The organism is Pseudomonas sp. J452, assembly GCF_024666525.1.
Lineage (GTDB): Bacteria > Pseudomonadota > Gammaproteobacteria > Pseudomonadales > Pseudomonadaceae > Aquipseudomonas.
Genome location: NZ_CP088294.1, coordinates 239,035 through 252,689, shown reverse-complemented (window position 1 = coordinate 252,689; position 13,655 = coordinate 239,035). Strand labels below are relative to the sequence as shown.

The 13,655-nt window shown below is 60.3% G+C and carries 13 protein-coding genes and 1 pseudogene; 11 read left to right on the top strand and 3 right to left on the bottom strand.

Going from position 1 to position 13,655, the window contains the following annotated elements; genetic code table 11:
- Both LRS11_RS01155 and LRS11_RS01150 read left to right on the top strand, forming a co-directional pair.
- Entirely contained in the window at positions 1–2,925 is a 2,925-nt protein-coding gene (locus LRS11_RS01155; RefSeq protein ID WP_260495178.1) for a hypothetical protein, read from the top strand.
- 53 nt (positions 2,926–2,978) lie between these two features.
- The gene (locus tag LRS11_RS01150; protein WP_260495177.1) at positions 2,979–3,830 is read left to right on the top strand and encodes a hypothetical protein; all 852 of its coding nucleotides are present in this window, start codon (positions 2,979–2,981) and stop codon (positions 3,828–3,830) included.
- A gap of 85 nt (positions 3,831–3,915) precedes the next feature.
- Here LRS11_RS01150 and LRS11_RS01145 read toward each other — a convergent pair whose 3' ends face one another.
- A complete protein-coding gene (locus LRS11_RS01145) occupies positions 3,916–4,512 on the bottom strand; it encodes a hypothetical protein (protein WP_260495176.1) in 597 nt (198 codons plus the stop codon).
- Positions 4,513–5,130: 618 nt separating this feature from the next.
- Between LRS11_RS01145 and radC the strand changes: the two genes are divergently transcribed.
- Complete coding sequence (gene radC / locus LRS11_RS01140; RefSeq protein WP_260495175.1) at positions 5,131–5,640, top strand: RadC family protein; 510 nt, start codon at positions 5,131–5,133, stop codon at positions 5,638–5,640.
- 56 nt (positions 5,641–5,696) lie between these two features.
- Here the strand turns inward: radC and LRS11_RS01135 are convergent, their stop codons facing one another.
- Positions 5,697–6,506 carry a hypothetical protein gene (locus LRS11_RS01135; protein ID WP_260495174.1) on the bottom strand — a complete coding sequence of 270 codons (810 nt, stop codon included), beginning with the start codon at positions 6,504–6,506 and terminating at the stop codon, positions 5,697–5,699.
- Between the two features lie 273 nt (positions 6,507–6,779).
- Here LRS11_RS01135 and LRS11_RS01130 point away from each other — a divergent pair.
- Together LRS11_RS01130 and LRS11_RS01120 are read left to right on the top strand one after the other, a co-directional pair.
- Positions 6,780–7,217, top strand: a pseudogene (locus tag LRS11_RS01130) (DUF932 domain-containing protein); the annotation flags it as partial.
- Positions 7,218–7,869: 652 nt separating this feature from the next.
- A complete protein-coding gene (locus LRS11_RS01120; RefSeq protein WP_260495172.1) occupies positions 7,870–9,174 on the top strand; it encodes a hypothetical protein in 1,305 nt (434 codons plus the stop codon).
- A gap of 29 nt (positions 9,175–9,203) precedes the next feature.
- On the opposite strand, the gene LRS11_RS01115 is transcribed toward LRS11_RS01120, so the two are convergent.
- On the bottom strand, positions 9,204–9,500 hold the full coding sequence (locus tag LRS11_RS01115) for a helix-turn-helix domain-containing protein (RefSeq protein ID WP_260495171.1): 297 nt from the start codon (positions 9,498–9,500) through the stop codon (positions 9,204–9,206).
- Between the two features lie 296 nt (positions 9,501–9,796).
- Between LRS11_RS01115 and LRS11_RS01110 the strand changes: the two genes are divergently transcribed.
- The 6 genes from LRS11_RS01110 to LRS11_RS01085 all read left to right on the top strand — a co-directional run bounded on the left by LRS11_RS01110 (position 9,797) and on the right by LRS11_RS01085 (position 13,629).
- A complete protein-coding gene (locus tag LRS11_RS01110; RefSeq protein WP_260495170.1) occupies positions 9,797–10,141 on the top strand; it encodes a DUF2958 domain-containing protein in 345 nt (114 codons plus the stop codon).
- A gap of 321 nt (positions 10,142–10,462) precedes the next feature.
- Complete coding sequence (locus LRS11_RS01105) at positions 10,463–11,260, top strand: DUF2285 domain-containing protein (RefSeq protein WP_260495169.1); 798 nt, start codon at positions 10,463–10,465, stop codon at positions 11,258–11,260.
- A gap of 84 nt (positions 11,261–11,344) precedes the next feature.
- Complete coding sequence (locus LRS11_RS01100; RefSeq protein WP_260495168.1) at positions 11,345–11,641, top strand: helix-turn-helix domain-containing protein; 297 nt, start codon at positions 11,345–11,347, stop codon at positions 11,639–11,641.
- Between the two features lie 26 nt (positions 11,642–11,667).
- A complete protein-coding gene (locus LRS11_RS01095; RefSeq protein ID WP_260495167.1) occupies positions 11,668–12,501 on the top strand; it encodes a replication initiator protein A in 834 nt (277 codons plus the stop codon).
- Between the two features lie 241 nt (positions 12,502–12,742).
- On the top strand, positions 12,743–13,381 hold the full coding sequence (gene parA, locus LRS11_RS01090; RefSeq protein ID WP_260495166.1) for a ParA family partition ATPase: 639 nt from the start codon (positions 12,743–12,745) through the stop codon (positions 13,379–13,381).
- Entirely contained in the window at positions 13,378–13,629 is a 252-nt protein-coding gene (locus LRS11_RS01085) for a chromosome partitioning protein ParB (protein ID WP_260495165.1), read from the top strand. The genes parA and LRS11_RS01085 overlap by 4 nt, the downstream gene beginning before the upstream one ends.
- The last annotated feature ends 26 nt before the right edge of the window (positions 13,630–13,655 follow it).

Sequence of the window (13,655 nt, the reverse complement as noted above, 5' to 3'; positions counted from 1 at the left end):
ATGCGCAGCAAAGCACTCAAGACCCGCTGGGGCGTGCGCCATTACGCCATGGTCAACTCCGGCAACCACATCATGTCGGTCTTCCCCATGGACGGGCCACTGAGCATCTGCGGACACAACAACTTGGGCAAGACCCAGGCGCTGCAAAGCATGCAGTTTCTCTTCTTCACCCACCTAGCACACATGCACTTCGGCGCCCACCAGGCCAACACCAGCCGCGCGTTCTTCTTTCCCAGCGACCACAGCTACCTACTGATGGAGGTGCTGACCCCCGACGGCGTGTTCATCGTCGGTGCTCACGGCAAGGGACCTACCGCCGGCAACGAATATGAACTGTTCGTGGCTAAAGGTGAGCTGGACATGGGTGACTTCGTCGACCCGATCAACCGCATACGCCCCTACAAGGAGCTGTTCCGCCACTGGTACGAACAGGGCATCGAGGTGCGCAACCTGACCCGCGAACAGATGCGCCAAATGCTCTACGGAGAGAGCGGGCGGGTCAAAGGCGGCGACTGGGACGTGACCATGGTGCCGCTGGCCAACGCCAACGAAAGGCGCTACCAGGTGTTCCGCCAGATCTATCGCAACCTGCTCACTCAGCCGCTACTCAAGAGCCGCGAGATCAAGGAACTCATCCTCAACGTCTTCAGTGAAAAACTGAGCAATGCCAATTTGAACTTCCTAGAGGTCCGCGAGCGCGCCTTCCAGCGCTTTCGTCTTGCCGAGCGGGAAGTCGAGCGCCTGGGGTACCGTCGCGAGGACATCCTGGCCCTAGGCAAGGAATACGACGAATACACCGAACTTTCGCAAGAAGGCGGCTGGCTGGTGCGCGAGCTGCGGGTAAACCTGACCCTGGCGGTGGAGCGGACACCGCTATGCATCGAGCAGCTCAACGCGCTGCACAAGGGAGAAATCGAAAAGCGCGCCAAGCTCAACGAACAGCTTAATAGCCGCATGCAAGAGCGCGACCGGACGGTCGAGCAGCGCATCACCTTGGCCGGCAGGCTGACCCGCCTCGACGAGTTGCGCGAGCGCAATGCGATGACCTGCCGCGAGGCGGTCGAGAAGTCGATTCGAACACTGACAGCCCAGCACGCCACGCTCAGCGATCAGTTGCGCCAGGCTGACATCTACGATGTGGCAACCGTCAGCAGCAGGCTGCGCCACACTGAACATGAAATTCGCAAGCTCAACAAGCGGCTGGAGCAGATCCGCAATGGCGACGGACTGTTGGATACCCAGGGCTTTGTCGATGCGGAAAAGGCCGAGCTGTCGCGGCTGCTTCGCAGCGACATGTTCAGCCTTGAGGCTACAGCGCTGACCGAAATCCGCCCGGGCAGTTTCAACCATTGGGTACGCACCCAACTCATGTCGAAGGAGGGGCTGCTAAATTTACAGGGTTTCGAGCTCGACCTGACCGATCTGCCTCCAATGGATTTTCATAGCGATGACCCGGCGCAGCTGCAACAGTCGATCGCCATGTATCAAGAGGACCTGGCCAAGCTTCAGGGGCAACTCGAGGTTGCCCAGAACCAGGCGCTCAAGCGTACCGAATTGGATTCGCTGGCAAAGCAGCTGAGCAACCAGCAGGGCTACCTGCAGGAGCTGACCGAGCTCGAGGTCTTGGAAGCCACCGAGACCGCTGATCGTCAGGTGCTCGAGGGTGTGATGATGTGCCTCGCTCAGATCGACGAGTGGCTGCAAGGGCACCAGGAGCGGATCGAGGGTGCCACCCGGACCATCAACGTTATCGAGCAGAAGCTCAACGATGCCCTCGAGCAGGCCCGCCAGCTCAAGGACGTGCAGCAGCACCGCCAGATCCAGAACAGTCCCTTTATTCCTGCTGACGGGCCGACCGAGGCCTTCGAACGCGATCTTACCGGGTACAACTTCGGTGACACGCTGAACCGGCTGGAGTGGATCAGCAACGCGCTCGACCGCATAGCCCTGACCATGAAGAACTACCAGCACTCGATCGTTGGCGACCTACCTGATCTTGCCCGACACGAGAGTCTGAGCGATCTGGTGCAGCACGCACGCGAGCGGTTGGAAACGCTGCCGCAAATGCGTGAGATGCTCAAGCGCTACCATCAGGAGGGCATTGCCCAGCTCTCGGGGGCTCTGCGCGATCTTTCTGAGAACTACGTGACGCTGGAACACGAGATTTCGCTATTCAACCGCCGGATCAATGCGCGCAAAGTCTCGAACCTTCGTGGCTTCAGGTTAGATCTGAAGAGGAACGAACCGATACTCGACGCCATCAATACCCTGTCCTCACACATCGCCCAGGCTGACGAAAACGAGACCGACCTGTTCGGCCAGCAAGGCGGGGGCGCATCCCAGACCGAGCTGGTGCGCGCCATGGATCGGCTGTCTCGTCTGGTTGAAGATGGTCGTGACGGTACCCTTGAACTCGGCGACCTATTCGACATCGGATTCACTGTGGAAGAGGTCAACGGCAAGGTCATCGTCTGCAACACACTCGACGAGCTGGCCTCTAATGGCTCGACCATGACGCTCAAGCCACTTTTGTACTTCTCGCTGATCCGTCACCTGACCGACCGCGGTGCCCGGGTCGAACCTTTCCTGCCGTTCTACCTGGACGAGATTGCTTCGGTTGACCCGAGCAACCAGCGCACTATCTTGGCATTCAGCGAGAACCTTGGTTTCACCCCTGTTTTTGCATCCGTCGACCCGACTACCACGGTGCGCTACTGCATCAATATCAGTGAGTGCATCAACACCGACAACCGTATCTACGTGACCCAGGCGGACTGGCAGCACTTCGACCATCCCGAAGACGACAAGCCGGTGCAGGCTCCGCCGCAAAGCGAGAGAGACGAGAAGTACGAGGTAGACGTCGGGCAGTTCGGTGATAGCCTGCAGGTGGAGACCGCGAAGGCTGACACGGTAGCGCAGCCATGAATCGGTCGAGAGAGCTGGAAATACTCGAGCGGTTGCGCAAAGGACCTGTCCCTGTGCGCAGTTGGCCGAAGGCACTCGAAGCGGTGCTCGATCAGCTCAGAGTCTCCGGCATCGTCACGGTGGGCCGTGTGCCCGGGCGCGTGTCGCCGCATGTGATCGTGCAGCACTCGGATTCGCTAGGACAGCGCATCGCCCGGCTGCAGCCGCCAACGGATCTGGACAGCTGTTCGGTGCGCGGCTTGAACATCATCAACGCCGGCTCGAGCAAGCGCGGGGGGCGACTGCCCTCGCTCATGATCAGCTGCAGCGCTGGTGAGGCTGTTACTTGGGTGGATGCGCAGGGCAATGCCCTGCAATGGGAATCGCCTTCCCCTGCGTTTCTGAAGCTGCTATGGCACGACGAGCGCAGGCCCGAAGCGACACCCAGACCGACCGGCCATGTGGTGTTAGTGGAAAACCGCGACACCTTGTTGCATCTGCCGACACGCCTGCCGGCAGCATTGAGTGGCGCGCTGGTGGCCCATTACGAAGGCTGGCTGTCTGATCGGCTGCTGGCGCTGTTGGTTTGCTGGGAGGGCGCGAAGATCTGGCTGCTGCCCGACCTTGACCCAGTTGGCCTGGCCAATGCCCGACGCATAGCCGAGGCCTTGCCCGGCGCGGGTATGCTGGTACCGCTTCTGAGTCCCGAAATAGTCGATCAGTATGGAGACGAAACCATCTGGCGAGAGAACTTTGCCCTGGTCCCGGCGCTGCTTCCTTGGTTAGAGCGGCAGGAACCGCCTCTGCGGGACCTGTTCGCCCTGCTCAAATGCAAGGGCAGAGGTGTTGAGCAGGAGTATTGTCTGGCAGTGCCCTCGACCGTACTGGAACCCGTCGAGCTAAGAAGAGGCCGATCGCCCGACTGACTCAATTGCAGTGGCTTATCCGGTTAGTCCGGTGCGATTCAGTAAGCTGTTTCAGCGGCTCCGAGGAGAGCCGCTGAAATTTTATTTAATTTTCTTCGAGGTTATTTGCATAGAGATCACCCATTGCCTCGTACTTGTCTTTGATGACATCAAGGGGTGGATTTTTTGCCACAAGGTGCTTCTTGTTGAACAACGCCGGAAAAAACTCTCTGGCTAACTTTGGTGGCACTATTGCAGTCGAAAACCACAAATGCAGCCAGGCTATTAACTCTCTTTCTGTTTCGATAGCAAAAACGGGAGAGGGCTGAAATTTGCGAAGTTTTCGTGCTTGCTCCCTGCCGTCAATAGGGCGAGGCACGCGAACCTCATTGCCTTCCTTATCCCAGCCTATCCAGTAACTGTAATGACCAACTCCGCCACCAGGCAGGACAGTTAGTTGCACGTAAGCTTTGTTGCGGAGCGGCAAGCGCACTTGGCAAACCCGCTGCATCAAGCGCATTGTGCTTTTTTGAAGGCGGTCTTTTGCGGGCTCGTTCTTCAAAGTGTCGAGCAAATGGTTCCAGTTTTGGTAGCCCAAGTGCTTTGCTTTGAGCTCCAACTGCTGGCAGTAGGAAAGGTCGTCGGGCACGCTGTCCAGCTCCATGGCTCGAACCGCGTTAGTTACACATTCGAAATCGAACATCACAAATTTCCTCGACAAAATGCAGCCATTAAAGCTTTCGCTTTGCTGAGCATGCTGCTTGCCGGGCGGGCCACAAGGGAAAGATATGGGCTTCGATTTGAGCTGGTTTTCCTCGGGGCAGCAAGGCGGAGACCAGAACCGTTTTCGATCCTAGCAGTGGCCCTATAACGGATCAATATCTTCGTGCTGTCTGTACTTCAGATAGACCGTGCCAATTGGACGAGTGTTCGTCTTTCACCGATGAACTTTATTCCCTTCATTCTGTTTGACCTGAAGTCGCGAGTTCGTGTGTTCACTATTGGCTAGTGTGTCCCGGCGTTTCGCCGTCGGGCTCGCGGGCTGCGCCCCGTGCCTCGTGCCGAGTCGCGGCCATTCGGCTTTGATCCCTGACACCTCCGGCCCTTGTGGGCCTGCGCGCTCCGCTTGCCGATCCGTGGCATGGGTGGAGTGGGGGCGGTCTTGCTGTTCCCTTCACCGTATCACGGCGTTCTCGCCGTCAAGGGCTGCGCGTGCGTTGCACGCTGGCGTCCTAGCGGCCGTCGTTGACCCCTGACAGCTGCGCTGCGCCGTGCTGGTGCCGGTTCTGGGCAATGCCGCCCGAGCAACCGGAGCACGACCATGTCGCAACTTTCCTTTTCCTCGCTCGATTCCATGCTGCTGGTGCGTGACGCGCAGGGGCGCTACCTGCCCGCGTCTGTGGACCAGATCCTGAGTGTGGCGCGCCAGGCGATCGACCAAAAATACCAGCGCGGGGCGCTGTTCACCGCGCCGGAGCTGGTCAAGGACTACCTGCGCACCAAGCTGGTCGGTTTCGAGCACGAGGTGTTCGCGGCGCTGTTCCTCGACAGTCAGCATCGGCTGCTTGAATACGTGGAGTTGTTCCGCGGCACCATCGACCAGGCTTCGGTGTATCCGCGCGAAGTGGTGAAGGAGGCACTGCGCGTCAACGCAGCTGCGGTGATCTTCTCGCACAACCATCCGAGCGGAAATCCAGAGCCAAGCCAGGCGGACAAGGTGCTGACCCAGCGCCTCAAGGAGGCCCTGGCGCTGGTGGAGGTGCGCGCGCTGGATCACATCATCGTGGGCGGCGAGGCCACTGTTTCATTTGCAGAGCAGGGATTGCTCTAGCTGCAGGGGGCTTCGGCCCCCTTTTTGCTGTACCGCCGAATGCGGCCAGAACAGCATCACATGTCGCCATTGCGCTCGCGCTGGCGAAGCCGTTTCACATAGGCGCTGTCCGCCAGCTCGTTCGGCCCCAGATCCAACGCGCAGTTCGCCAATGAGGCCAACGTACCATCGGTGAGCCGGAAGCCTTCGGGAAGCTGTCCATGGTGGTGCACGCTGTTCTCCTCGATGGCGGCGAACAGTGCCTTGAAGAAGTCGGCCCGAGAGGGGCGCGTCGCGGCCGTCGCAGCCAGGGTCAGCGGATCTGTGGCCTCCAGAGTGGCGCTTTCTGCGTCCGCAGCTACGGCGCGGATAAGCTGATCCAGCGAGGGCCAGTATTTCAGGTCGAACTGGCCGCAGAGGGTGTCCAGGTGTTCTTTCACGTAGGCATTGAACATCGAGTGGTTCCCGGCTGCCGCCTCGATCACATCGCAGACGTGATAGTGGGTGTGGCTGCTGAAACCGGAGGTTTCATGCAGTCGGGAGCGCTGTTCCAGTAGCTGCGCCAAGTCCTCTGCTTTTCGCGCGATCTGACGGTTGGTTTCGACGAGTTCGTCCCGTTGGGTGCGGGACTTGGCGATCCTTTCCGGGCTCCAAAAAGCTGCGGTACTCAGCAAAAGGCCTAGAAATACCCTGAGTGCCGGTGGCTGCGGGGACAACTTTTCGTGCAGCTCGCCGTAGGCCTGTTTCATCTCGAGGCTGCGAGTAAGCAGGCGATCGATGACGGCATTCTCGCTACGCAGGATGTCGCGCTCGGTGTTGTAGCGCTTTTCGTCGATCAGGATGTTTTCGCAGGCTTGCTGCGGGCTGGTGGTCTGTACGGTGCGCATGTGTCGTCCCTTGTGTTGACGGTGCTTTGCAGCCTATTTGACCCAGGCGGGCATGTCGGTACCCCAGGCCACATTGCTCGACCGGCTCTCAGGTACTTCCTGTTGTTTGGGCATCCCCGGCCCGTGGCCGGGCGCGCTGTCGTGCTGCGCATCAAGCCTCGCTGCGCGAGTCTCGCCCCCTTGGGCTTCCATCGTTCCCTCGCTGTGCTCGGCTGATGCCTTCGGCCCGGCTTCACCAGGCCTGGGCGCTGCGCTTGCGTGGGGACGTCGCCCACCGTGGCGGACGTGCGCGTGCCGCACAAGGGTGACGTGGCCGCCCAGGTGATTGAGGGCGCTTACGAGGTACTGCACGGCTTCGAGCAGGCGCAGGCGTCGCGCGAGGCCATGCGCGCCGTCACGCTGGATGGCGGCGAGGCCGAAGCGTTCGCCCGTACTGCACTCGCCCTCAAGTACGAAGACCCCGGCAAACCGGCGCCGATCAGCGAGCGGCAGGTGTTGGCTTCGCGCCGCTCCGACGATAACCGCGCCGATCTGTGGAGCGTGTTCAACCGCACCCAGGAAAACCTCATTCGCGGTGGCCTGGTCGTGTGTGGCAATAGCGGGCGTCGCCAGCGTACCCGCCCCGTGCAGGGCATCGACCAGGATCTGCGCCTGAACCGTGCCCTGTGGCTGCTGGCCGATGGCCGATGGCCGATGGCCTGCGCCAGTTGAAAGCCTGAACCCCACCCGGAGGGGCTTTCAGGCAGTTGGTCCGTCCATTTCAACCGCAGTCGTTATCCTTTGAATGGATCTATCACCTTGCCCGTCCGATCCGAGGGGTGGCATTGGCTTAAATCCTGTCGGCAGCCTAAGCGCGAGACACAGGGACTGTCTAAAAAGTCGCTGCAGCTTGCTTCAAACAAGCCCAAGCCAGAGCACCGAAACCATCAGAGGCATGGCGGCCCCGCTGCGTTATTCCAGCTCCAGGTGTTGAGCGATGTGCTCAATCAGCTTCATCGGGTCGCGAGTGTTCATCACGGTGAACATGAGATCACGCTTACTTCGAGGGAGGCGCTGGGAACAACGCTTGGCCGTAGCTTGCACTGCCGCATTTGTGCCATGAATTTTGGCAGCGAGCAGTAGTGCTATCGTCGCGTCAGTGAGGGTCACTGGCTTCTCACGGGCAGGGGAGGACGGCTGCATTCTACGGCAGTCATGCTGGCATCGAGAAGTATGGCGGCATGGAGAATGGTGATTATCGGCTATCTCATAATGTTGTAATAGTCGAGAGCAGATCGATGATTTAAATGCTGGGGGTATTTAGGCATATTTTTAACTGATTTTATGTGTGTTGGGTTGGGTGTCTTGTCAGGAGAGTGTTGGTGTGGCGGAGATCGGAGAGAATAACAATTTGGAAGGGCAGTCTAGTGTTCTAGAGGTCTGGTCAAAAAAGAACGAGGAATATTATGAGCACGTCGAGAAAGAAAAGTCGGATGCGTTAACTTTGGCAGTTAAATGTATAAACGAAGGAGTGTTGGATTGTCTTGATGGCGTTGGGTCACCTTTGTCTTTCGAGATAAAAGCGCACCATGGGGTGGAGCTATTTGAAATGAATCGGAATTGGGTGGAGACTTCCCAGTGCTGGAGGTGCCCATGCTGCGATAGAAATAAGTTTGACGTGTCTAGGGTCGGAAGCAAAGGGCAAATACTTGCAAAGCTGGTTGAGCATCATGATCATATGGAGGATGCCCTTAAAGCTGCGTTTAATAAGGTTTTTGTTGAAAGCGGTGTAGAGGTTCCAACGATTACTGGGCTGGCTATGGTTGAGCGAATGGCACCAGCATTCTCGTCTTATGCTCGAATTTTGATTTGTGAGGATTGCAATAACGCTGATGCATCGGCGAAGAAGGTTTTATCAGGGAAAGGCTATCGCGTTGAGTGGCAATCGTTCTCTATTGGCCAAATGAAGCAGTTTATCAAAATAGATCGTCATGTTTCGCATGAGATCGATGAGCTGAAGTTGATGGAGGTGTGGCGACTCGTGCGGCCAGCGTATGTGGCGAGAATGAACCTGGTATATCAAGTCGCTAAAGCTGCAGCTCTGCAGGACTATTGGTATGAAAGATATCCTGTCGGGGTGGTGGCAGTTCCGACGCTTTCGAATGGCTACCATAGATATGGCCTTTTAGGGCTGGTGAATGAAGAGGTATTCAGCCGTGAGATGCTGAAGGAAAGTATATCCCATAAATCTAATTGGAGTCGTTGGCGTACGGAGCGTAAACCTGCAGGAAGTTGTCCTCCTTCAAATTATTTGGCAATGATTTTGTCATTGCCTGGGTGTGCTCGAATGTGGGGCGAGTTGGATGATTTTTGGCAGTGCCCAATTTGCGAGCGATCGAAATTTGAAGTTGTAAAGTTTGCGAAAGGAAAAGTTAGCTTTCAAACCCATTTACCAAGCTGGCGCAGCGCAGCTTGGAAGAATGTGGGGCAGATTTGCATGGCGTGTTGCAGTGTTGTCAAATCTATGAAGTGGGAACTTGAGAAAGAATACGGTATGAGTGTTAAAGATACATTCAGCTGTATAACGCCAGATGAATTGCGATCCATTATTACTGCCCGGCCTCACTCATCTCCATTAGTTGATAAGCAGAAAGCACAGAAACTAGTTGATCGATGGCTGTCGTGCTGAGATGCGGCTTTCTGTTCCGATGTGTGTCCTCAAGAGCGGTGTGGCTGATTTTGGATTCGGCTTTCCGCCTCCGTCATCAGTACCGCCGTACTGCAATCAAGCGCGCCGGCAATCTTGAAGATGATCGCCAGCGTGGGCATGTGCTCACCGCGCTCAACCTTGCCCATGTGTGAGCGCTCAATTCCAGCGAGGTTCGCCAGCGACTCCTGGGCGATGCCGCGCTCAGTACGCAGCGCGCGCACTGCCGCGCCGAAAGCTTGCGCCAGCTCGGCATCGAAGGTGGTAGAGCCGGCCGGTCGGCCGGGTTGAACGGATCGCTTCTGCATGGACAGAAGCGTCCCGTCGAGGGATGATATAAACCACGTTATATTTAACTCATTGCATGAGTTTCTTGCCGCTTTCGTGCTTTTACGGAAACCCGTACGGGCGGATTTCATCAGAACCGCAGAGGCCACTCCGTGTCTTTTCTGATTCTCTTAATGCCGCTTCCACTTCTTGGCGCTTTTACGGACTTGTCGGCATGCGCCTCCATACATTTGGGCAGATGCCCTCATCCGCCTTGGCGGATCGGCGCTTTCGTGCAAAAGCGCTCTTGTGCCTCGACGTCTCTCGGTATGCGGCCATGCCCCTGATCACCGACGCGCAGCGCGAGCAGCTGCTCGCGAACGGCCGGGCCCAGGCGCAGGGGCGAGCCAGCGACCCTTTGCCGGTGGTGCGCCTGTTCACCCCTGATGCGCACGCGATCTGGTTGCTGGCCTCACTCGATCCGGCCGACGAGGACACGGCTTATGGTCTGTGCGACGTGGGTATCGGCATGCCCGCGCTGGGCACCGTGAAACTGTCCGAGTTGGCATCTATCGTCGGGCCACTCAAGCGCCCGGTCATGCGCGACCTGTACTTTCGGGCGACGCGCACGCTGTCGGAGTACACGCGACTGGCGCACCTCAACGGCTCGATCATGGACTGACCGCGCATTTATCCCAGCCAGGTCGTCCAGGGGCGTACTGTGATCGACTCGGTCTGAGTCCAGACAGTGCCGGTCTCAATCGGCACTGTTGCAATAAGGCGATGTAAGCTTGACTGAATTGGTCATGATGGCTACCGCTCAAGCCTGCAGGATATGACTGGCACCGCACCATTGAAGGACGGTGGCGCTGTCGCACTCGGACGATCCGTGCAACGCTTCGGAGTCAATCGGTCTCGATGCAACATGATGCTGTGTCGAGGAGGTCCTGACTTCGCGTTGCGAGCCCGTGGCGACGGATCCTGTGCAAAGGGAGGTTGCCTCATGGCTGATCGCGACACCGAGCAGTGGTATCCCACCGCCGCTTATCTCTACGTACTGCACCTGGATAACCTCGCCCTGGCCTGGGAATACCTGCGCCGTAACCCCGAGTACCGCCGCGACTGGCGGGATCGCCAGCGCCGGCCCGAGGCGGCGCAACGGTGGGGGCTGCGCCTGCTGGAAGACCCGCGCCTGGACGCGCGTGACGCGCATCCGGTATGGTTTCCCGACCATCCGGAACTGATCCACCTGTATCCCGATGTCGATCCAATGCCTGACTCCGTGGCATTCGACTTCTGGCGCATCCCTGGCAGCAAAGACCTGGTCCATGATGGCCGGTGTCTGCTGCTGACGACACGCTGGCCGGGCTGCTGCCTGCGCCTGGCCGTTGCGCCCGGCCTGGAGCAGGGCATGGCCTATGTTCACGCCGTCCGGGCCTGCTCCAGGACTTGCGGACGCTTCCGCGCCATCGCAACCGAGCTGGACAAGCTGGCTGTCGCCGCCGATGTCGGGCCACTCGCGGCGGTCCGCTGCCGCCCCAGCCCTGCTGCACTGCTGGAGCTACATTCCCTCCAAGCTCTCGACGCCACCCTGGCGGGAGCGTCCTTGCGCGAAGTGGCTGCGGGGCTGTTCGGCCCGCCGGCGGTGATCGACGACTGGCACACCGACAGCGGCCTGCGCTCGAAGGTGCGTCGCCTGGTGCGGCGCGGCCGGACGCTGATGCACGGCGGCTATCGCCGCCTGGCACAGCTCGACGGGCGGGGGGAGGGTCGTTCGACGGAACCCGTAAAACGGCCCTGAGCAGGCCGCCCACCATTCCTGAGACTGCCTCCATCCGGCTGCGCTGGTGTGGCCGGGCTGTCCTGAACGATGGAGGCTCACCCCATGCGACCCGCTCCCGTGCGACCTGCTGTAACCCACGCCAAGCCCCTGCAGCTTGCTACCGCTGTCCAGCCGCAGCGCTACCTGACCAACGACGAGGCGGCCACCTACCTGCGCTTGTCGCCACGCACGCTGGAGAAGCAGCGCGTGATCGGTGGCGGCCCACGCTTTCGCAAGTTCGGCCGGCGCGTCATGTACGCCGTCGTCGACCTCGATGCTTGGGCCGACCAGCACAGCTTCGAGGCCACGTCCGATCCCGAGTACGCCGAGCAGCACTTGGCCGACAGCCGTGCGCACTGATCGACGGCTCGCCGGTAGCCATCGCCATGCCCAGCTCTGCGCCGGAGCGGGAGCAGTTCGACCTGTTCCGCGCCTTGCCGGGCGACATGGCACCGCGCGACAGCCAGGATCTGATGGCCTACCCGTTCTTCTCGCTGGCGAAGTCGCGGCGCACCACACCGATCGACTTCCGGTCCAGCGGCGTCACCGTGCGCGTGGAGGGCACGCGGGAGCACGGCATCGCCACGATCTGGGATGCGGACGTGCTGATCTGGGCGGCCAGCCAGATCGTCGCGGCGTGCAATGCGGGCCTGTCCCCGTCACGCCTGATGCGTGCCACGCCCTACGAGATCCTGCGTTTCATCGGACGCGGGGTGTCGCTGCGCGACTACCAGCGCCTCAAGGCTGCTCTGGATCGCCTGCAGTCGACCACGGTAGCTACGTCGATTCGAGAGACCACCGGGCGGCGTCTGCATCGCTTCTCCTGGATCAACGAGTGGAAGGAGCTGGCCGACGCCAGTGGCGCGCCGCTGGGCATCGAGCTGATCCTTCCGGACTGGTTCTACGCGGGCGTGCTGGATGCCGCCCTGGTACTGACCATCGACCCGGCGTACTTCCGGCTCACTGGCGGCATCGAGCGCTGGCTGTACCGCCTGGTGCGCAAGCATGGCGGCAAGCAGCCGGACGGCTGGCAGTTCGACTTCAGGCACCTGCACCGCAAGTCGGGCAGCACGGCGAGGTTCTGCGACTTCGCCTGCGACCTGCGCGCCCTGGTGGTGCGGCAGTCGCTGCCTGGCTACGTGCTCGGCATCGAGCGCATACCGGAGGCCAGCTCGGAGCTGCTGACGTTCCGGCCGGTGTCGCCAACGGCACGGGGATAACTGCGGTAAAAACTGTGGACGGCCTCGTGCTATCAGGCGTACGGGGTATCGTGCTATTGGGCGTATCACTATCGTGCTATCAGGCGTACGAAATCCTCTGCAGGTCAGAGCCTGCGATGGTTTCAGCCTCCCTTAACTTCTCTAACTTAAAAGCTCTAACTTTTTGTAGAGGCGCGCCTTTTCGGTGTACAACCGCGAAACGGCACGGTCAGGCCGGCTTTCCAGCAGGGAGGGCCGCGCCATGATCATCGCCTTGCTCAACCAGAAGGGCGGTGTCGGCAAGACCACGCTCGCCACTCACATCGCGGGCGAGTTTGCGCTGCGCGGTGCGCATGTCGTCCTGCTGGATGCCGACCCGCAGGGTTCATCGCTGGACTGGACGCAACGGCGCGTCCAGCAGGGCCTGCCAAGGTTGTTCAGCGCTGTGGGCCTTGCCCGCGAAACCTTGCACCAGGAAGCGCCCGAACTGGCACGTCGCGCCGATCACGTGATCATCGACGGGCCACCGCGCATCGCCGCCCTGGCGCGCTCCGCACTGATGGCGGCCGAGCGTGTGCTCATCCCGGTGCAGCCCAGCCCCTACGACCTGTGGGCCAGCGCCGAGATGGTCGCGCTGATCCGCGAGGCGCAGGTGTTCCGGCCGCAACTGGCGGCGGCCTTCGTCATCAACCGGCGCGTCAGCACCACCATCATTGGTCGCGAGGCGCGCCAGGCATTGGCCGACCAACCACTTCCGGCGCTGCGTGCCGAGGTGCGCCAGCGCATCGTATTCGCCGACAGCGTGGCCGCTGGCCGGCTTGCCCGCGAGACAGCGCCGGACAGCGCCGCTGCGCGTGAGATCACTGCGCTGGTCGATGAACTGCTGCGGTGGACGACATGACCAGCGAACGCGGCAAGCGCACGGCCATCGGTGCCCGCCCGCCGGCGAACCCGCACGCCGAGGCGTGGGTTCGCCAGGGTGACGCCGGCGACCTGCAGAAGGGCGACCTGTACACCGCGCGCCTGACCCTCGACATCACGCTCGCCATGCGCGCCCGTATCAAGGTCTCGGCGTTCACCCAGGGTGTGACGGTCGCCGATCTGCTGCGCGCGCTGCTGGAGCGCGAGTTCCCGGAGAAATCCCCATGAACACACAGCTCTCGGTGGCCACGCCG